The organism is Nocardioides sp. NBC_00850 (genome assembly GCF_045207335.1).
GTDB lineage: Bacteria > Actinomycetota > Actinomycetes > Propionibacteriales > Nocardioidaceae > Nocardioides.
The window spans coordinates 3,171,516-3,190,140 of sequence record NZ_CP108845.1; the positions used below are offsets into that span (position 1 = coordinate 3,171,516).

The 18,625-nt window shown below is 70.8% G+C and carries 14 protein-coding genes; 8 read left to right on the plus strand and 6 right to left on the minus strand.

Features of this window, described 5'->3' with window-relative positions; genetic code table 11:
* The first annotated feature begins 84 nt into the window (after positions 1 to 84).
* The 4 genes from OH802_RS15410 to OH802_RS15425 all read left to right on the plus strand — a co-directional run bounded on the left by OH802_RS15410 (position 85) and on the right by OH802_RS15425 (position 4,657).
* Positions 85 to 1,473, plus strand: a complete 1,389-nt coding sequence (locus OH802_RS15410) for an APC family permease (protein ID WP_406019818.1) — start codon at positions 85 to 87, stop codon at positions 1,471 to 1,473.
* A 45-nt stretch (positions 1,474 to 1,518) separates the two neighbouring features.
* Positions 1,519 to 2,571: an agmatinase gene (gene speB, locus OH802_RS15415; protein ID WP_406019820.1), complete on the plus strand. Its 1,053-nt coding sequence runs from the start codon at positions 1,519 to 1,521 to the stop codon at positions 2,569 to 2,571.
* A gap of 1 nt (position 2,572) precedes the next feature.
* Positions 2,573 to 3,925, plus strand: coding sequence for a flavin monoamine oxidase family protein (locus OH802_RS15420; RefSeq protein WP_406019822.1), 1,353 nt, complete (start codon positions 2,573 to 2,575; stop codon positions 3,923 to 3,925).
* 135 nt (positions 3,926 to 4,060) lie between these two features.
* Positions 4,061 to 4,657: an adenylate kinase gene (locus OH802_RS15425; RefSeq protein ID WP_406019824.1), complete on the plus strand. Its 597-nt coding sequence runs from the start codon at positions 4,061 to 4,063 to the stop codon at positions 4,655 to 4,657.
* Here OH802_RS15425 and OH802_RS15430 read toward each other — a convergent pair.
* A complete protein-coding gene (locus tag OH802_RS15430) occupies positions 4,630 to 5,520 on the minus strand; it encodes a LysR family transcriptional regulator (protein ID WP_406029305.1) in 891 nt (296 codons plus the stop codon). The genes OH802_RS15425 and OH802_RS15430 overlap by 28 nt on opposite strands.
* Positions 5,521 to 5,591: 71 nt before the next feature.
* Between OH802_RS15430 and gabT the strand changes: the two genes are divergently transcribed.
* The 3 genes from gabT (at position 5,592) to OH802_RS15445 (ending at position 12,018) form a co-directional block, all read left to right on the plus strand.
* The gene (gene gabT, locus OH802_RS15435) at positions 5,592 to 6,929 is read left to right on the plus strand and encodes a 4-aminobutyrate--2-oxoglutarate transaminase (RefSeq protein ID WP_406019826.1); all 1,338 of its coding nucleotides are present in this window, start codon (positions 5,592 to 5,594) and stop codon (positions 6,927 to 6,929) included.
* Positions 6,926 to 8,401 (plus strand): NAD-dependent succinate-semialdehyde dehydrogenase, encoded by a 1,476-nt coding sequence (locus tag OH802_RS15440; RefSeq protein ID WP_406019828.1) that lies wholly within the window; start codon positions 6,926 to 6,928, stop codon positions 8,399 to 8,401. Before gabT ends, OH802_RS15440 begins: the two co-directional genes overlap by 4 nt.
* A 164-nt stretch (positions 8,402 to 8,565) precedes the next feature.
* The gene (locus tag OH802_RS15445; RefSeq protein ID WP_406019830.1) at positions 8,566 to 12,018 is read left to right on the plus strand and encodes an indolepyruvate ferredoxin oxidoreductase family protein; all 3,453 of its coding nucleotides are present in this window, start codon (positions 8,566 to 8,568) and stop codon (positions 12,016 to 12,018) included.
* On the opposite strand, the gene OH802_RS15450 is transcribed toward OH802_RS15445, so the two are convergent.
* From OH802_RS15450 to OH802_RS15460, 3 genes are all read right to left on the minus strand, one after another.
* Positions 12,015 to 12,536 carry a hypothetical protein gene (locus OH802_RS15450; RefSeq protein ID WP_406019831.1) on the minus strand — a complete coding sequence of 174 codons (522 nt, stop codon included), beginning with the start codon at positions 12,534 to 12,536 and terminating at the stop codon, positions 12,015 to 12,017. The two genes, OH802_RS15445 and OH802_RS15450, sit on opposite strands and share 4 nt — an antisense overlap.
* Positions 12,537 to 12,648: 112 nt before the next feature.
* Positions 12,649 to 14,772 carry an acetate--CoA ligase family protein gene (locus OH802_RS15455; protein ID WP_406019833.1) on the minus strand — a complete coding sequence of 708 codons (2,124 nt, stop codon included), beginning with the start codon at positions 14,770 to 14,772 and terminating at the stop codon, positions 12,649 to 12,651.
* 79 nt (positions 14,773 to 14,851) lie between these two features.
* Positions 14,852 to 16,024, minus strand: a complete 1,173-nt coding sequence (locus tag OH802_RS15460; RefSeq protein ID WP_355225165.1) for an acyl-CoA dehydrogenase family protein — start codon at positions 16,022 to 16,024, stop codon at positions 14,852 to 14,854.
* 141 nt (positions 16,025 to 16,165) lie between these two features.
* Between OH802_RS15460 and OH802_RS15465 the strand changes: the two genes are divergently transcribed.
* Positions 16,166 to 16,810 (plus strand): TetR/AcrR family transcriptional regulator, encoded by a 645-nt coding sequence (locus OH802_RS15465; protein ID WP_406019835.1) that lies wholly within the window; start codon positions 16,166 to 16,168, stop codon positions 16,808 to 16,810.
* A gap of 21 nt (positions 16,811 to 16,831) precedes the next feature.
* On the opposite strand, the gene OH802_RS15470 is transcribed toward OH802_RS15465, so the two are convergent.
* Together OH802_RS15470 and OH802_RS15475 are read right to left on the minus strand one after the other, a co-directional pair.
* Positions 16,832 to 17,692, minus strand: a complete 861-nt coding sequence (locus OH802_RS15470; protein WP_406019837.1) for a MaoC/PaaZ C-terminal domain-containing protein — start codon at positions 17,690 to 17,692, stop codon at positions 16,832 to 16,834.
* A complete protein-coding gene (locus OH802_RS15475; protein ID WP_406019839.1) occupies positions 17,689 to 18,603 on the minus strand; it encodes an SDR family oxidoreductase in 915 nt (304 codons plus the stop codon). Before OH802_RS15475 ends, OH802_RS15470 begins: the two co-directional genes overlap by 4 nt.
* Positions 18,604 to 18,625: the final 22 nt, after the last annotated feature.

The following is an 18,625-nucleotide window of genomic DNA, read 5'->3' on the forward strand; positions in this document are numbered from 1 at the left end:
GGTGATCTGGGTCACTTTGAATGCCGTTCAAAGTTTTGTACAGCGTTCAAAACACGCTGTACCCTCATCACAAGGAGACCCGCGATGATCGAATCCATGCAGGTGAGCCCGGACGGGGTGAAGCCGGCGCACGAGCGGCGGCGGCTCGCGCGGGTCCTCGGACCCGGCGCCGCGGTCCTGCTGGTGCTGTCGTGCATCACGCCGGCCTCGAGCCTGTTCATCATCGTCCCGGAGCTGTTCGCGACGCAGGGGAGCGGCGCGGTGCTCGCCGTCGTCGCCGGCTTCGCGGTCTCGATCGCGATCGCCGCGTGCTACGCCGAGCTCGGCACCCGCACCGCCAGCTCCGGCGGTGAGTACGCGATGGTCACCCAGACTCTCGGCAAGTCGATGGGCTGGCTGACGTTCTCCCTGGCAGGCGTGCTGCTCTGGCTCATCCCGCCGATCTTCGCCCTCGGCACCGCCGACTACCTGGCCGACCTCGTGGAGCTGCCGCGGGCCGCGACCGGCGCGATCGTCATGCTCCTCTCGACCGCCACGGCGATCCTCAACATCAAGGCCAACGCCGTCGTCACCGGCACCTTCCTCGCGCTCGAGATGATCGCCGCCGCCGTCGTCGTCGTTCTCGGGCTCGGCCACGTCCAGCGCGGCCCTGGCGAGCTGGTCTCGCCGCACGTCATCGGCGAGAACGGCCTGGAGCCCTTCACCCTGGCGATCCTCATCTCCGGTCTCGCCGTGAGCACGTTCCTGGTCAGCGGCTTCGGCACCACCGTCTACCTCTCCGAGGAGATCGTCGACCCGCGTCGCAACGTCGCCCGCGTGATCTTCTGGACCCTCGGCCTGGGTGGCCTCGTCATCCTCATCCCGACCGTGACCACGGTCCTCGCGGTCGACGACCTCAGCGACCTCGCCTCGGGCAACTTCTCCCAGTGGGTCGCCGCCTGGGGCGGCCACCGCGTCGCGGTCGCCGTGAACGTCGCCATCGCCATCGCGATCCTCAACGCCGTCATCGTGATGGTGCTGCAGAACGCCCGGGTCGTCTACGCCTCCGCACGCGACCGCTCCTGGCCGGCACCGGTCAACGGCGTCCTCACCAAGCTGCACCCCCGCTACGCCACCCCGTGGCTGGCCACCCTCGTCATCGGCATCCCCGGCGCGATCCTCGCCGGCGCCGTCGAGATCGAGGCGCTGCTCGGCGTGACCTCGGTGGTCATCTCCACGATGTACGTCGTCGTGGCGATCGCCGCGCTCCGCGCCCGTCGCCAGGGGCCAGCTGCCCAGGGCTGGCGGATGCCGCTGTGGCCGCTGCCGCCGCTGGTCGTCATCGGCGCGATCGGCTACGCGCTGGCCGGCTCCGCGCGGATGGACATCCTGATCACGGCCGGCGTCGTGGTCGCCGCCCTCGCCTACTACTACGTCTACCTCGCCCGTCGTCCCGGCGAGCGGTTCCTCGTCGTCGACCCGACCGAGGAATAGAAAACATCCACCCATCACGAGAATCGAACGAGAGAGAAGAACGCCATGGCTCGCTACGGAACCCAGTTCGGCCCCGACATCACCTTCCTGGGTGTCGACCGGTGTGACTGGGCCGACCCCGCGACGTACGAGGGGGCCGATGTGGTCATCCTCGGTGCCCCCTTCGACGGAGGTACGTCGCACCGGTCGGGCACCCGGTTCGGCCCGCAGTTCATCCGGCAGACCTGCTACCTGCCCCACGACGGGTCGCGGCCCTCGCTCGCGATGCGGGTCGACGCGCTGCGGGATCTTCGCGTGCTGGACGCGGGTGACGTGGAGATGTACTCCGGCGACGCCGAGCGGTCGGTGCGCGACCTGCAGGAGGCCGTGCACGCCGTGACGAGCAACGGCGCCATCCCGCTGGTGCTGGGCGGAGACCACACGATCGCCTGGCCCGACGCCGCCGGCGTCGCCCAGCACCTCGGCCAGGGACGCGTCTCGATGATCCACTTCGACGCCCATGCCGACACCGGCGACATCGAGTTCGGCTCGCTGATCGGGCACGGCCAGCCGATGCGCCGGCTCATCGAGTCCGGCGCGCTGCGCGGTGACCGGTTCCTGCAGATGGGGCTGCGCGGCTACTGGCCCGAGCCCGAGACGCTCGACTGGATGGCCGAGCAGGGCATGCGGTCCTACGAGATGACCGAGATCGTGCACCGCGGCCTGGAGGAGTGCCTGACCGAGGCCTTCACCATCGCCACCGACGAGTGCGACGGGGTCTTCCTCTCGGTCGACATCGACGTCTGCGACCCCGGGCACGCCCCCGGCACCGGCACCCCGGAGCCGGGCGGCCTGACCGCGCGTCAGCTGCTCGACTCGGTCCGCCGGATCGCCTACGAGCTGCCGGTCGTCGGCATCGACGTCGTCGAGGTCTCCCCGCCCTACGACCACGCCGACATCACCTCGTTCCTCGCCAACCGGGTGGTCCTCGAGGCGCTCTCGGGCATCGCCCGCCGCAAGCGCGACGAGGCCGACGGGACCCGCTGGGACCCGAGCCTTCCGCTGCTCGCCCAGCGCCCTGACCAGCGGCCCACCGACACTGACAGACAGGAGAACTGACATGACCACCCACGACGTGATCGTGGTCGGCGCCGGGGTCACCGGCCTGACCGCGGCCTGGCGACTGGCCCAGGAGGGCCAGGACGTACTCGTCCTCGAGGCGCGCGACCGCGTCGGCGGCCGGCTGCGCACCGAGGCGCACGGCGCGCCCGGGGAAGAGGCCGACTTCGAGATCGGCGGCCAGTGGGTCTCGCCGGACCAGGACGCCCTGATCGGGATCCTCGACGAGCTCGGCCTGCCGACCTACCTGCGCTTCCGCGAGGGCGAGTCGCTCTACGTAGACAAGGCAGGGGTGGCGCACCGCTTCGGCGACGACCTGCCGGTCGGCGAGGCCACCGCGGCCGCCATCGCGCAGCTGACCAAGACTCTCGACGGGCTGGCCGCCGCGATGGACCCGGCCCGGCCGTGGGAGCTCGACGACGCCGACCACCTCGACAGCGTCTCGTTCCGTGCCTGGCTCGAGCAGCAGTGCGACGACCCGGTCGCGGTCGACAACGTCGCCCTCTACATCGGGCCGGCGATGCTGACGAAGCCCGCCCACTCGTTCTCCGCGCTCCAGGCCGTGCAGATGGCCGCCAGCGCGGGGTCGTTCAGCAACCTCGTCGACGCCGACGTGATCCTCGACCGCCGGGTCGTCGGAGGTCTGCAGCGGGTGCCGCTGACGCTGGCCGAGCGGCTGGGGGACCGGGTCCGCCTCGGGCAGGACGTCACGCTGGTGGAGTGGGACGAGGACGGCGCCGTCGTCCATGTCGGCTCCGAGATCCACGCCGCTCACCGGCTGGTCCTCGCCGTGCCGCCGACCCTGGTCAAGCGGATCCGGTTCAGTCCCGAGCTTCCGGCCGAGCACCGGATCGCCCGCGAGCACCAGTCGTTCGGGCTGGTCATCAAGGTGCAGGCGCAGTACGAGACACCGTTCTGGCGCGCCGACGGGCTCAGCGGCACCGGTTTCGCGCCCTGGCAGCTGGTGCACGAGGTCTACGACAACACCCCCGAGGGCGAGCAGCGCGGGACGCTGGTCGGCTTCGTCTCCGACGAGCGCGCGGACGCGGTCGGCAGGCTCTCCGACTCCGAGCGGCGGCACCAGGTGCTCGAGTCGCTGGCGGCGTACTTCGGGGAGGTGGCGCTCGAGCCGCTCACCTTCGTCGAGAGCGACTGGCAGCACCAGGAGCTCACCGGCGGTGCGTACGGGACGAGCTTCGATCTGGGTGGGCTGACCCGCTGGGGAGCGGTGCTGCGCGAGCCGCTCGGACCGATCGAGTTCGGCAGCAGCGACGTCGCCGGCCACGGCTTCCAGCACGTCGACGGCGCTGTACGTGTGGGCGAGGAGATCGCTCACCGGATCGGCGGCCGCTGACCGAGAGGTCGGGCAAAGGTCTGGCAGAGGTCTGACGGATGCAACGTGATCGCAGCGAAGCGACGCCTAGCCTCCGACCTGGCGCGCTCATCGTGGGGGTGAGCGCGCCACCCTCGAGAAAGGTCCACCCTTCGTATGCGCCTCCTCCTCATGGGACCGCCCGGTGCCGGCAAGGGCACTCAGGCCGCCGTCATCGCCGAGCGCTTCGCCGTGCCGGCGATCTCGACCGGCGACATCTTCCGGGCGAACGTCACCCAGCAGACCGCGCTGGGCGTGGCGGCACAGACGTACATGGATGCGGGTGAGTACGTCCCGGACGAGATCACCAACGCCATGGTCGCCGCCCGCCTCGCCGAGCGTGACTGCGCCGGCGGGTTCCTCCTCGACGGCTATCCGCGCACCCCGCAGCAGGTCGTCGAGCTCGACTCGCTCCTGGAGCTCACCGGCGTCGGGCTCGACGCGGTGGTGCTGCTCGATGCGGACCCCGACGAGCTGGTGAGCCGGCTCCTGGCCCGGTCCGAGGAGCAGGGCCGCGCCGACGACACCGAGTCGGTCATTCGCCGCCGGCTGGAGGTGTACGCCGCCGAGACCGGCCCGCTCGCCGACAGCTACGCCGAGCGCGACTTGCTCTCGAGGGTCGACGGCCTCGGCACGGTCGACGAGGTCACCGAGCGGATCCTGGCCGCCCTGACGTCGATGTCATCTCAGCGGACGGCGACCTCGGCGCCGTAGCGCTCGACGCAGAACGCCGAGAGCCGCTCGGCCAGGGCCGCGAGGGCCTCGGCGGCGTGATGCTGCGGGTCCCAAGCGGCGTACAGCCTGATCCGGACCCGCCCCGCCGGTGCCTCGATGTGCAGGGGCACGAGGCCGAAGCGCGGGTCGTCGGAGACGACCGCGATCCCGCGGCCCGAGGCCGCGAGCGCCTGCGCGACCTGGGCGTTGGACACCTCGAGGACGTCGCCGTAGCCCACGGCGGCGTCCTCGACCGCTGCGTCCAGGAGCGGTCGCGGCCGCAGATCCTCGGTGAGGAGCACGAGCGGTCGCGCCACCAGATCGCGTACGTCCACGGACCCCCGCTCCGCCCACGGGTCGTCAGGCCGGACATAGGCCCACACCGGCAGCACGGCGAGCGCACGCGAGGCCAGGGACCGGGCCGGCGGCCGGGTGACGATCGCCAGGTCGGCGCCGGCGCGGACGGCCGCGACCGCGCCGCGCGGGTCGAGCTCGCGGACCATCGCGACCGGGTCGTCGGGCCCGAGTGTCGCCAAGAACGGCGCGAGCACGTCGGTGAGCGTCGTGGAGGGCACGGCGAGATGGAGCTCGTCGAGCCGGCCTGAGGCGAGCACCTCGACCGCGCGCTCGAGGTCGTCGGCGTGCGCGAGCAGGTCCCGGGCACGGGGGAGGAGATCCTCGGCCGTCCGGGTCAGACGCAGCCGCCGTCCCTCTCTCGCGAACAGCGGAACACCCAGGTTCGTCTCGAGCTGGCGCAGCTGCCGCGACAGCACCGGCTGGGTCACGTGCAGGACCTCGGCGGCGCGCGTCGCGGAGCCCGCGTCCGCAGTGGCGACGAAGTAGCGCAGTAACCGCAGATCCATGCTCACGAGACATGATTGTAGTAGTCAAAAGGTCTTGGACGACATGTGTTGCCGAGGCTCATGCTGAACCCATGACCGAGCCCTCGACCCTCGAACAGTCCCGTCTCCTGCGTACGCCGCTTCCCGGTCCGCGCTCCCAGGAGCTCATGGCCCGCAAGGTAGCGGCCGTGAGCCAGGGCGTGGCCACGACCATGCCCGTCTTCGCCGCGCGCGCGGCCGGCGGGATCGTCGAGGACGTCGACGGCAACCGCTTCATCGACCTCGGCTCCGGCATCGCGGTGACCACCGTCGGCTCCAGCGCCGCGAGGGTGGTCGACGCGGTCGCCGACCAGGTGGCGGCCTTCACCCACACCTGCTTCATGGTCACTCCCTACGAGGGCTACGTGGCCGTCGCCGAGCAGCTCGCCCGGCTCACCCCCGGCGACCACGAGAAGCGCACCGCGCTGTTCAACTCCGGCTCCGAGGCCGTCGAGAACGCGGTCAAGATCGCCCGCTCGTTCACCGGCAAGGACGCGGTCGTGGTCTTCGACCACGCCTACCACGGGCGCACCAACCTCACCATGGCGATGACCGCGAAGAACATGCCCTACAAGCACGGCTTCGGGCCGTTCGCCGGTGAGGTCTACCGCGCGCCGATGTCCTACCCGTTCCGCGACGCCGCCGAGATCGACGGCAAGCTGGCCGCGGCCCGGGCGACCTCCCTCATCGAGACGCAGGTCGGCGCCGAGAACCTCGCCGCCGTCGTGATCGAGCCGGTGCAGGGCGAGGGCGGCTTCATCGTCCCGGCGCCGGGCTTCCTCTCCGCGCTGGCGGAGTGGTGCCGCGCCAACGACGTGATCTTCGTGGCCGACGAGGTGCAGTCCGGCTTCGGCCGCACCGGCACCTGGTTCGCCGTCGAGCACGACGACGTCGTCCCGGACCTGGTGGTCAGCGCCAAGGGCATCGCCGGTGGCCTGCCGCTCTCCGCGGTGACCGGCCGCGCCGACGTCATGGACGCCGTCCACCCCGGCGGTCTGGGCGGCACCTACGGCGGCAACCCGCTCGCCTGTGCCGCCGCGCTGGCCGTGATCGAGACCATCGAGGCCGAGGACCTGCTCACCCGGGCCCGTGCGATCGAGGAGCGACTCCTCGGCCGGCTCCGTGACCTGCAGGCGAGCGACCCGCGCATCGGTGACGTACGCGGCCGGGGCGCGATGATCGCCGCCGAGTTCGTCGACCCGGCGACCGGCGACCCGGACGGCGCCGTGGCCAAGGCCGTCGCCGCCTACGCTCACAGCCAGGGTGTCATCACCCTGACCTGTGGCACCTGGGGCAACGTCATCCGCTTCCTGCCCCCGCTGAGCATCTCCGACGAGCTGCTCGACGAGGCCCTGGACGTACTCACGACCGCACTGGAGGAGACCAAGTGACCGCGAGCACCCAGCCCATGAACACCCAGCCCAGCTACCTCGACGCCCTCGAGCCCGGCAGCGGGGTCCTCGTCGGCGGGCGGTGGCGTCCGGGCACCGCCGGCGTCTTCGCGGTCGAGAACCCTGCCACCCGCGAGCTCGTCGCCGACGTCGCCGACGGCACCACCGAGGACGCGACCGCGGCTGTCGACGCGGCCGCAGAGGCGCTGCCCGCATGGTCGGCGCTGCCGCCGCGGACCCGCAGCGACCTGCTCAGCCGCGTACGCGACCTGATGCTGCGCGACGCCGACGAGCTCGCCGCCCTGATCGCGCTCGAGAACGGCAAGTCCCTCGCCGACGCTCGCGGCGAGGTCGTCTACGCCGCCGAGTTCTTCCGCTGGTACGCCGAGGAGGCCGTGCGTCCGCACGGCGACTTCGGTTCCTCGCCGGCAGGCGGCACCCGCACCATCGTCACCCACAAGCCGGTGGGCGTGGCCGCCCTCGTGACGCCGTGGAACTTCCCGGCAGCGATGGCCACCCGCAAGATCGCCCCGGCGCTCGCGGCCGGCTGCACGGTCGTGCTCAAGCCCGCCGCCGAGACGCCCCTGACGGCGCTCGCGGTCGCCCGGCTGATCGCCGAGGCCGGCGTGCCGGACGGCGTCGTCAACGTCGTTCCCGGCCTGGACGCTCCCGCCATCGTCAGCACCTGGCTCGCCGACGCACGCGTCCGCAAGATCTCCTTCACCGGCTCGACCGGCGTCGGCCGCATCCTGCTTCGCCAGGCTGCCGACCGGGTCGTGAACACCTCGATGGAGCTCGGCGGCAACGCGCCGTTCGTGGTGACCGCCTCGGCGGACGTCGAAGCAGCGGTCGAGGGCGCGATGGTCGCCAAGTTCCGCAACGGGGGACAGGCCTGCACCGCGGCCAACCGGCTCTACGTCCACGCCGACGTCGCCGAGGAGTTCACCGCCCGCCTCGGTGCCGCCGTGGAGGCGCTCCGCGTCGGCCCCGCCGAGCAGGGCAGCGACATCGGCCCGCTCATCTCCGCGAAGGCGTACGCCACCGTCACCGGCCTCGTCGACGCCGCCGTGGCCGCGGGCGCCGTGATCGCCCACCGCGCCGAGGTCCCCGCCTCGGAGGGCTACTTCTACGCGCCCACGGTCCTGACCGGCGTACCGGCCGACTCGCCGCTGCTGCGCGAGGAGATCTTCGGGCCGGTGGCCCCGATCGTGGTCTGGAACGACACCGAGGAGTTGCTGGCCTCCGTCAACGACACCGAGTTCGGCCTGGCGGCGTACGTCTTCGGCGAGCTGGACGAGGCGCTGCACGTCGCCGAGCGGATCGACGCCGGGATGGTGGGGGTCAACCGTGGCTTGGTCTCTGACCCGTCGGCGCCGTTCGGTGGGGTCAAGCAGAGCGGCATCGGGCGCGAGGGTGCGCGGGCCGGGCTGGAGGAGTACCTCGAGACGCAGTACCTCAGCGTCGCCTGGTGATTGCGCCCCAGGGATTGGCACAGCGCTGCCTCCATCCATGATGATGTGACTCAGACCACCTGCACACCCTGCGGGTGGTTCCTCGGGACAGCCTCACCCGACCGTCCCGGCAAACACTCCAGACGGACCACCAGCGCCGCCCGGCAGATTGAGGAGTCACCCCTATGACCGCAGTGTTCGAGCCCGGGACCTCGTTCGAGGCCTATGACCTGGCAGACCGCTATCGAGTCGGAGCCGGCCCGGTGTTGCTCACCGGGATCCAGGCGATCGCGCGGATGCTCGTGGAGCAGCGGGCCCTTGACCAGCGCCGCGGCCTGCGGACCGGCACCTTCATCTCCGGCTACCCGGGCAGCCCTCTCGGCGGTCTGGACCAGCTGCTGCTGGGTCTGCCGAAGGAGATGGCCGACGCCGACATCACCGTGGTCCCCGGCCTCAACGAGGAGCTCGCCGCCACCGCGGTGTGGGGTTCGCAGTCCGCGGTCACCCTCGACACCGAGCGCTACGACGGCGTGACCGGCGTCTGGTACGGCAAGGGTCCCGGTGTCGACCGCGCGCTCGACGCGATGCGTCACGCCAACATGTACGGCGCCCACCCCACCGGCGGGATGCTGATGCTGGTCGGCGACGACCCGGCCGCCAAGTCGTCCACCGTGCCCGCGGTCAGCGAGCGCACCCTGGCCTCGCTCGGCATCCCGGTGCTGTTCCCGCGCAACGCCTCCGAGATCGTCGAGTACGGCATGGAGGGCATCGCCCTCTCCCGCGCCTCGGGCTGTGTCGTCGCGCTCAAGATCGTCGCCGACGTCGCTGACGGCGCCTGGGTGGTCAACCCGGAGATCGGCGTCCTCGACCCGGTCACGCCCAAGACCCAGTGGGAGGGCGTCCCCTACACCTACGAGCCGACCAAGATCGAGCTCTTCCCCGACCGGATCGTCGGCGCCGAGGCGAAGCTCTACGGCCCCCGGATGGGCGTCGTGAAGGCGTACGCCGCCGAGAACCGGCTCAACCGGATCGAGGTCAAGGCACCGAACGCCAAGGTCGGCATCGTCGCCTCCGGCTCGTGCTACGACTCGATGCGCCAGGGTCTGAAGGACCTCGGCCTCGGCCACGACGACCTGATGGCCGCCGGGATCCGAGTGCTGCGCCTGGGCATGATGTGGCCGGTCGAGCCGACCATCGTCTCGGAGTTCGCCGACGGGCTCGAGGAGATCATCGTCGTCGAGGACAAGACCTCCTTCATCGAGCAGGGCATCCGCGAGATCCTCTACGGCGCGCCCTCCGCTCCCGTCATCATCGGCAAGAAGGACCGCAACGGTGTCCCGCTGGTCCCGCTCGACGGCGAGCTGACCGCCGGCCGCCTGCTCGCGCCGCTGCGTCGTGCGCTGAAGGGCCACGCCCAGCTGAAGGCCGCCGGGCCCGCCCGGATCGACCTGCCGCTGCTCTCGACCTCGCGCACCCCCTACTTCTGCAGCGGCTGCCCGCACAACCGCTCCACCGCGCTGCCCGACGGCTCGCTGGGCGGCGGCGGCATCGGCTGCCACACCCTGGTCACCGCATCCCAGCGCGAGGACAGCGCGGTCGTCGGCATCACCCAGATGGGCGGCGAGGGCTCGCAGTGGATCGGGCAGGCGCCCTACAGCCACGCCGGCCACACGTTCCAGAACGTCGGTGACGGCACCTTCTTCCACTCCGCGCAGCTCGCCATCCAGGCGTGCGTCGCGGCCGGGGTCAACATCACCTACAAGCTGCTCCACAACGACGTCGTCGCGATGACCGGTGCCCAGAAGCGGCAGGGCGAGGTCGCGATGGCGCAGCTGACCCACAAGCTGATGAACGAGGGCGTCAAGGCGATCATCGTCGTCGCCGACGAGCCGAAGCGCTACCGCCGCGCCCACTTCCCCGCAGGCGTACGTCTCTGGCACCGCGACCGCCTCGACGACGCCCAGCGGGAGCTGCGTGAGGTCGAGGGCGTGACCGTCCTGATCTACGACCAGCACTGCGCCGCCGACGCCCGGCGTCAGCGCAAGCGGGGCACCATCGAGGCCCGCAACACCAAGATCGTGATCAACGAGGCCGTGTGCGAGGGCTGCGGCGACTGCGGCGTGAAGTCCAACTGCCTCTCCGTGCAGCCGGTCGAGACCGAGCTGGGCCGCAAGACCCGCATCGACCAGACCTCGTGCAACACCGACTACACCTGCGTCGAGGGGGAGTGCCCCTCCTTCATGGCCGTCGAGACCGACCCGACCGTCAAGAAGGCGAAGAAGTCGACCCCCGAGCCGCCGACGGTGGCCGACCCGGGCTACGGCGAGCTGGAGCGGACGTACGGCGTCTTCATGGCCGGCATCGGCGGCACCGGCATCGTCACGGTCAACCAGGTGCTCGCGACCGCCGCGCTGCGCGCCGGCTTCGGCGTGGAGTCGCTCGACCAGGTCGGGATGAGCCAGAAGGCGGGCCCGGTGACGGCGCACCTGCGGTTCGGCCCGGGCGCGATCGACCCCTCCAACCGGGTCACCCCGGGGTCGGCCGACGCGCTGCTCGGCTTCGACCTGCTCACCCTGGCCGAGGGCAAGAACCTCGCCTACGGTGACCCGGCGCGCACCCGCGCGGTCGTGTCGACCAGCAAGACGCCGACCGGGCCGATGGTCTATGACAAGGACATCGCCTACCCGGCCGACGACGAGCTGCTCACCCGTGTGAACAGCGCGACGTCCTCGCTGCGTGCCTTCGACGCGCTGGCGGCGGCGGAGACCCTCTTCGGCAACACCGCCGCGGCCAACTTCCTGCTGGTCGGCGCCGCGTACCAGACCGGCGCCCTGCCGATCCCCGCCGAGGCGATCGAGGAGGCCATCGGCATCAACGGTGTCGCTGTCAGCGCCAACGTTGCCGCCTTCCGCTGGGGCCGCGCCTCGGTCGCCGCGCCGGAGGAGTTCGCCAAGGTCACCGGCACCGCTACCGCTCCTGTCGAGGAGATCGCCGTGCCGGCTCTGGACGCCGCGACGTTCGACGGCGAGGTACGCCGCCTCGCCGAGGTCCGCGCCCCGAAGCTCGTCGCCTTCCAGAACCAGGCGATCGCCCGTGACTACGTCGAGACCGTCGACCGGATCTGGAACGCCGAGCGCGCGGTCACCGAGGACACCCGCTTCTCCGAGGCGGTCGCCCGCTACCTGTTCAAGCTCACCGCCTACAAGGACGAGTACGAGGTCGCCCGGCTGCTCACCGCTCCGGCCGCCCTGGACGGTGTCCGTGCCGAGGTGCAGGGCAGGATCAGCTTCAAGCTCTCGCCGCCGGTGTTCGGGGCGTTCCTGAAGGGCCGCAAGATGACCTTCGGGCCGCGCACCCACTTCATGCTCCGCCTGCTGGCGACCATGAAGTTCCTCCGCGGCACGTTCCTCGACCCGTTCGGTCAGGCCCACGTACGCCGCACCGAGCGGGCCCTCCTCGCGCACTACTCCGCGCTGGTCACCGGCCTCGCCGCTGACCTCACCGAGGAGTCCTACGCCCGGGCAGTCCACCTCGCGGAGCTCCCGGACATGGTGCGCGGCTATGAGAACGTGAAGATGCGCAACGTCGAGGCCTACCGCGAGGCGCTCGCCGCCGAGGGGATCGACCTGACGGTCTAGAGCACCTTGTGGGTGCTGGACGGACCGTCACCCACGCCGAACGCCTCTGCCAGCCTCGACGGCGCACCAGCGCTGTCGAGGCTGGCCTCCACCTTGCGGATGTTGCGCGCCGACGGGTAGGCGAAGTAGGCCATCAGCGCCAGCGAGATAGCGCCACCGATGACGTACGTCATCAGCTGTCCCTCGGTGAGGACGAAGGCCAGGGCGAGGGAGACGAGCGCGACGACCTCACTGAGGACGAGCCGCAGGATCACCGACGTCTGGTGCTTCTGCAGACCCTCGCTGGTTGCCTTCTCCGGCGGGGTCCCGGGCGTGACCGGAGCGGCGCGGAAGCCGATCGCCGAGCACAGCACGGCCATGACGACGCCGGCCGCGACCTGCCCGCCGATGACGTACGCCGAGGGCAGCTGCAGGTCGGCGTCGGGGATGCTGAGCGCAACGATGACCCCCAGGCCCACGACCATGGTCATGAACGCGAGCGCCATCATCTGTGCCGTACGTGCCAGTGGTGCGGTCATCTGAGCTCCTCCTCGGGCTTGCGGTGACGGCAATCTAGCTGACGCCGGGACCGGTCGGCGCGAGGCCACTCCGGCCCGGGGCGCTGTCCGCGCCCCGGGCCTCGTGAGCTGGTCAGCTCCGCCAGGTGATGAGCGCGTCGAGCGCCTCGATCCGGTCTCCGGAGACCAGCAGCGGGTTGACCTCGAGCGACTCGAGCTCGTCGCCGAGAGCCACGGCGATCGCGCCGATCCTGGCCACCACGCCGGCGAGCGCGTCCAGGTCGACCGGAGCCTGGCCACGGGCGCCCCGGAGAACGGCGGCGCTGCGCAGCGACTCGACCGCCTGCCGAGCCTCGGCCTCCGAGACCGGTAGCAGGCGTAGCTGGGAGTCGCCGAGGATCTCGACCCAGACGCCGCCCATCGCGACCGCCAGCGTGAGACCCCACGACGGGTCGCGGACGACACCGACGAGCAGCTCCGTGCCGCCCGATCGCATCGGCTGGACGACGGTCGTGGTGCCGTCGTGGCCCGCCTTCGCGAGCGAGCCGGCGATCCGCGCTGCCGCGGTGCGCACCGACTCCGCGTCGTTCAGGCCGAGCTCCACGCCACCGAGGTCGCTCTTGTGCTCCAGGTCGTCGGCAGCCGCCTTCAGCACCACCGGGAAGCCGACCTCCTCGGCGTGGCGCGCGGCCTCGTCGGGGGAGGTGGCCACCCGGGACGGCACCATCGGGATGCCGTTGGCGGCCAGGAACGCGGACGCATGACGCTCGGTCCACGTCCCGGCGCGTGGTGGCAGCCCGTCCGCGACCGTCACCTCGACCGCGACGGGTGCATCCGCGCCGCCCTGATGGCGCCGGTAGGTCTGCGACCAGCGGACCGCGTTGCCCAACGCCGTCATCCCGTGCTCGATGCCACCCGCGATCTGCGGGTAGCCGGCCGCCTCCCGAAGGGCCCGCCCGGTCTCGCTCACGTCGATCAGGACGTTGCCCACGATCACCACCGGCTTCGGTGAGGAGCGGATCACCCCGGCCGTGTGCCGGTAGGTCTCCACCGCGAGGTCGAAGTCGGGTGTCGTCCGGGGCATGTCCTGCAGCAGCATGATGACGTCGACACCAGGATCGGCGGCGACGACGTCGAGCGCCTTCGACATGAGCTGGCGGTCGAGCAGCACGTAGCCGGTGACGTCGAGCGGGTTGTTCGGCGTGGCGAAGGGCGGGAGTACCTCCCGGAGGGCTGTCGTGGTCGCCTCGGCGAACTCCGGGAGCTCGAGCCCCTCGTCCTCGGCACGGTCGGAGATGATCTCGGAGGCGCCGCCCGAGGGGGTGACGACGCCGATCCGGTTGCCCGGGAGCGGGCCGGTCTCGGCGAGCATGCCGGCGGTGACCATCAGGTCCTCCAACGAGCCCACGCGGATCACGCCGAGCTGACGGAAGGCGGCGTCGACGGTCTTGTCGTCGCCCACCAACGCACCCGTGTGGGCCTGGGCGGTCCGGGATGCCTTGACGCTGCGGCCGATCTTGAGAGCCACGATCGGCTTGCCCGCCGCCAGCGCCCGCCGGGCGATCTCGGCGAACTCCTCCGGGTGCCGGATGCTCTCCAGGAAGAGCGCGATCACCTTGGTGTTCGGCGCCTCGACCAGCGCGTTCATCACGTCGGTCACCGACATCGCGGTCTCGTTGCCCATCGAGACCAGGAGCGAGATCCCGATGTTGCGGGCCTGGGCGAAGGCCAGCACGTTGCTGGCCAGCGCACCGCTCTGCAGCACGACCCCGACGGACCCGCCCAGGAGCGGCGGGGGAATCGGCAGCCCGTACGGCGTGATCGAGTCTGCCGCGTTGATGAACCCGTTGCCGTTGGGGCCGAGGACGGTCAGGTCGTGCCTGCGGGCGAGGTCGGCGACCTCCTGCTCGCGGACCGCGCCCTCCTCACCGACCTCGCCGTAGCCGGCGGTGAGGATGACGTAGTTCCGGATGCCGCGGGCAGCGCCCTCCTCGAGGACCAGCGGTACGACCTCGATCGGCGTCATGACGTAGACGAGGTCGACCGGTCCCGGGATGGCGGAGAGGCTGCGGTGGGTCTCGACACCGTGGACGACAGGCGTCTTGGGGTTCACCAGGTGCACGTCACCGGAGAAGCCGTGCTGGAGAAGGTTGTTGTAGGTGCTCAGTGACCAGCCCGACTTGTCGGTCGCCCCCACCAGGGCGACCGACTTCGGGCGGAAGAACTCCTGCAGCCGGTCGGCGTCGAGGGTGCTCATGGCGCCACCTCCGTAGCGCAGGCGCCAGAATACGGACGCGGCGCCATGAAGTATCCGATGTTCGCTCGCTTGCGCTCGCTCATGCCAACGACGCTCCCACCTTGACGTTGCCCTTGAGGAGGTTTCGGGCGATGGTACGGCGCTGGATCTCGTCGGTGCCCTCGAAGATGCGGAGCAGGCGCAGCTCGCGGTACCAGCGCTCCAGCGGGAGCTCCTTGGTGTAGCCCATCCCGCCGTGGATCTGGAGGACGCGGTCGACGACGCGGTTGGCCATGTTGGTGCCGTACAGCTTCGCGATGGAGGAGGTGTGACGGGCGTCCATCTTGTTCTCGACCTGCCAGGCGGCGTGCAGGGTCAGCCAGCGGGCGGCCTCCAGCTCGACGGCGCTGTCGGCGATGTGGCCCTGGATGAACTGGTAGTTGGCGATCGCCTGCCCCATCGAGTGACGGTTGTTGGCGTGCTCGATGGCCATCTCGAGCATCCGCTCCGCGGCGCCGATGGCCCCGGCCGGGATCATGAAGCGACCGTTGCCGATCCACTGCATCGCCAGCTCGAAGCCCTTGCCCTCCTCACCGAGGATGTGGTCGTTCGGGACGCGTACGTCCTGGAAGCTCAGCGCCGCCGGACCCCATTCGCCCATGGTCGGGATCGGCGTGGACTCCCAGCCCATCGCCCGGTCGACCAGGAAGCAGGTGACGCCGCCGTCGGCGCCCTTTTCCGGGTCCGTGACGGCGAAGACCATCACGAAGTCGGCCTCGTTGCCGTTGGTGATGAAGACCTTCTCGCCGTTGATCACCCAGTCGTCGCCGTCACGGACCGCCCTGGACCGGATGCTGCGGGCGTCGGAGCCGGCGCCGGGCTCGGTGATCGCGAAGCAGCTGCGGCGCTCGCCCTCGATGGTCGGGATGAGGTACTCCTGCTTCTGCGCCTCGGTGCCGGCGTAGAGGATGTTGTCCGCGCTACCGCCGAAGCGGAACGGCACGAAGGTGCGGCCGGCCTCGCCCGCGATGATCGCGGACATCACGGCTCCCGCGGCCATGCCGCCGTACTCCTCCGGGGTGTTGATGCCCCAGTAGCCGTACTTGCGGGCCTTGGCCTGCAGGTCCTTGAGCTGTCCCGGCTCGAGCGCAGGACGGCCGTTGCGCTCGTTGAGGAGGACCTGGTCCTCCAGTGGCATCACCTCCTTGGTGACGAACTGGCGCACGGCCTCCTTGACTGCTCGATGCTCTTCTCCCAGCGCGAAGTCGATCATTGCCCGCTCCTTCGGTTAGAGTGAGTTTCTAGAATCGTTTTCTAGAATGGACTATGAGAAGCGTCACGCAGTAGCGGTTCGTCGTCAAGAGGAATTGCGCATATTGTGAGAAGATCCCGGCACCACGACGAGGAGTGAACGATGGCCCTAGAGGTCGAATCGCAGCGCCCGGGAGGGCGTCGCTGGGCGAAGACCGAGGAGACGCGCCGTCAGCTCTTGGACGCCTCGCGCGAGGTCTTCGCGGAGAAGGGCTACGCGGTGGCCAGCGTCTCCGACGTCGTCGCCCGTGCCGGCTCCAGCGTCGGGAGCGTCTACCACCACTTCGGTGGCAAGGAGCAGCTCTACCTCGCCCTGTGGGAGGAGTACGTCGACAGGCTGGCCGCGGCGGCGGCCGCCAGCGTCGCGAAGGCGCGCAAGAGCGGCGTCGAGGCGCCGCTCGACCAGTTCGAGGCAGGTGCCCTGGCCTACCTCGACGCGGTCTGGGAGGACCGCGAGCTGCTGCCCGTCTTCTACGCCGGCGACGGCCCGCCGGGGTTCGAGATGATGCGCCGCCGCCGCAACATCGAGTGGATCCGCCGCAACCTGCAGGTGCTCGGCCTGGGCGTCAGCGACGAGAACCAGCTGCTCGGCGCGATCCTGACCGCACTCATCGGTGAGGCGGCCCGGATGACGGCCGCGTGCGAGACCAAGCGCCAGGCGCGGCGGGTGTCTCGGCACGCGATCGCGTTGGCCCAGCGGCTGTTCGTCGGGGAGGTCGCCGAGCCCGCGGCTCAGGTGGCCGAGTAGCTCTCGGGGAGCGGCGGAGGATCAGCGCCATGTGGCCAGCCCGCGGTCGATGACCACGGTGCCGTCCTCCTTCCTGGTCCGGAAGGCGGTCGTCACCTCGTCGACCCGCCACATCGCGACCCGCAGGGCCTCGCCGGGAAGGACCGGCGAGGAGAACCGGCCGGCCATCGAGGCCATCGCATCCCCGTCGCCTCCACTGATCGTGCGGATCAGCGCTCTGCCGGTGACCCCGTAGGTGCACAGCCCGTGCAGGATCGGGCGCTCGAAGCCGCCCCGCGCGGCGAAGCGCGAGTCCGAGTGCAGCGGGTTGCGGTCGCCGCTGAGCCGGTAGAGCAGGGCCTGGCCGGGCCAGGTCGGCATCGTCACCAGCTCGTCGGGATCGCGGTCGGGGATCGGCGAGGCGACCCTGGGCCCGGGGTCGCCGCCGAACCCGCCCTCGCCCCGGATGAACACGGAGCTGCGCGTGGTCACGACGGGTTCGCCCGTCGCCGGGTCGACCGCCTCGGCCTCGCTCGCGACCAGGGCTCCCGAGCCCTTGTCGTACATGCCGGTCACCTGGGACGTCAGTGAGACGGTCCCTTCCGCGGTCAGGGGCCGGTGCAGGACGACCTCCTGTTCGGCATGGACCAGCATGGCCGGGTTGAAGTCGCCCATCCTCCGTCCGCCGCGCCTGGCGCCCCAGGTGACCATCACCCCGAACGTGGGCAGCACCTTCTGCTCCGGGCAGGCGTCGTCGCCGTGCTCACTGGTGTAGCTCAGGTCGGTCAGCGGGTCGTCGTGGCCGGCGCCGACACCGAGGGCGTACAGCAGTGTCTCGGCACTGGTCCAGGACCGCTCCTCGGGATCGGAGCGTACGCCGATGACGGACTGGTCCAGACTCATGCCTCCGGGGTCCTTCCGCTGGTGAGCGAGTTCGCCCGTGCCTCCGCGATCATGCTGGGCAGCACCACATCGAGCTCCTCGACGGTCCAAGGGCCGTCCTTCTCCTCGGTCGGTCCGGCGACCCAGCCCTCGGCCACGCTCACGTGCCCGCCGCGTACGTTGAAGACGCGACCGGTCACCTCGCGCGCGGACTTCGAGGCCAGCCAGGCGACCACGGGGGAGACGTTCTCCGGTGCGCCCGGGTTCCACTCACCCTCGGCCACCTGAGGCCGGTTGGGGTTGAGGTTCTCGGTCATCCGGGTCAGCGCCGCCGGAGCGATCGCGTTGACGGTGATGCCGTAGCGGCGAAGCTCCTGGGCGGCGATCACGGTCATCGCCGCGATGCCAGCCTTGGCGGCGCCGTAGTTGAGCTGCCCCGGGTTGCCGTAGATCCCGGAGGAGGAGGTGGTGTTGATGATCCGGGCGTCCACGTCCTCGCCCTGCTTGGAGAGCTCGCGCCAGTGCTGGGCGGCCACGCTCATCGGCGCGAAGGTGCCACGCAGGTGGACCTTGATGACCGCGTCCCACTCGTCGATGGACATGTTGACCAGCATCCGGTCGCGCAGGATCCCGGCGTTGTTGACCAGTACGTCGACCCTGCCCCACTCGTTGAGGGCGTCCTGGAACAGCTTCTGGGCGCCCTCGGGATCGCTGATGTCGCTGCCGTTGGCGATCGCCTCGCCGCCGAGGGCGCGTACCTCCTCGACGACCTGCTGCGCGGGGTCGTCGGCCTTGCCGGTGCCGTCGAGGCCGGCGCCGAGGTCGTTGACCACGACCGCCGCGCCGCGGCGTGCGAACTCGAGGGCGTGCGCGCGGCCGAGGCCGCGGCCGGCGCCTGTGATGATGACGACCTGTCGGTCGGTGCTTGCCATGGGTCTGCTCCTTCGGGTGGTG

Excerpts from the sequence above, each read along its gene's own strand:
- OH802_RS15445 (WP_406019830.1), top strand. The coding sequence starts at position 8,566 with ATGACCGCAGTGTTCGAGCCCGGGACCTCGTTCGAGGCCTATGACCTG.
- OH802_RS15425 (WP_406019824.1), top strand. The coding sequence starts at position 4,061 with ATGCGCCTCCTCCTCATGGGACCGCCCGGTGCCGGCAAGGGCACTCAG.
- OH802_RS15455 (WP_406019833.1), bottom strand. The coding sequence starts at position 14,772 with ATGAGCACCCTCGACGCCGACCGGCTGCAGGAGTTCTTCCGCCCGAAG.
- OH802_RS15460 (WP_355225165.1), bottom strand. The coding sequence starts at position 16,024 with ATGATCGACTTCGCGCTGGGAGAAGAGCATCGAGCAGTCAAGGAGGCC.
- OH802_RS15410 (WP_406019818.1), top strand. The coding sequence starts at position 85 with ATGATCGAATCCATGCAGGTGAGCCCGGACGGGGTGAAGCCGGCGCAC.
- OH802_RS15470 (WP_406019837.1), bottom strand. The coding sequence starts at position 17,692 with ATGAGTCTGGACCAGTCCGTCATCGGCGTACGCTCCGATCCCGAGGAG.
- OH802_RS15420 (WP_406019822.1), top strand. The coding sequence starts at position 2,573 with ATGACCACCCACGACGTGATCGTGGTCGGCGCCGGGGTCACCGGCCTG.
- OH802_RS15465 (WP_406019835.1), top strand. The coding sequence starts at position 16,166 with ATGGCCCTAGAGGTCGAATCGCAGCGCCCGGGAGGGCGTCGCTGGGCG.
- gabT (WP_406019826.1), top strand. The coding sequence starts at position 5,592 with ATGACCGAGCCCTCGACCCTCGAACAGTCCCGTCTCCTGCGTACGCCG.
- speB (WP_406019820.1), top strand. The coding sequence starts at position 1,519 with ATGGCTCGCTACGGAACCCAGTTCGGCCCCGACATCACCTTCCTGGGT.
- OH802_RS15475 (WP_406019839.1), bottom strand. The coding sequence starts at position 18,603 with ATGGCAAGCACCGACCGACAGGTCGTCATCATCACAGGCGCCGGCCGC.
- OH802_RS15430 (WP_406029305.1), bottom strand. The coding sequence starts at position 5,520 with ATGGATCTGCGGTTACTGCGCTACTTCGTCGCCACTGCGGACGCGGGC.
- OH802_RS15450 (WP_406019831.1), bottom strand. The coding sequence starts at position 12,536 with ATGACCGCACCACTGGCACGTACGGCACAGATGATGGCGCTCGCGTTC.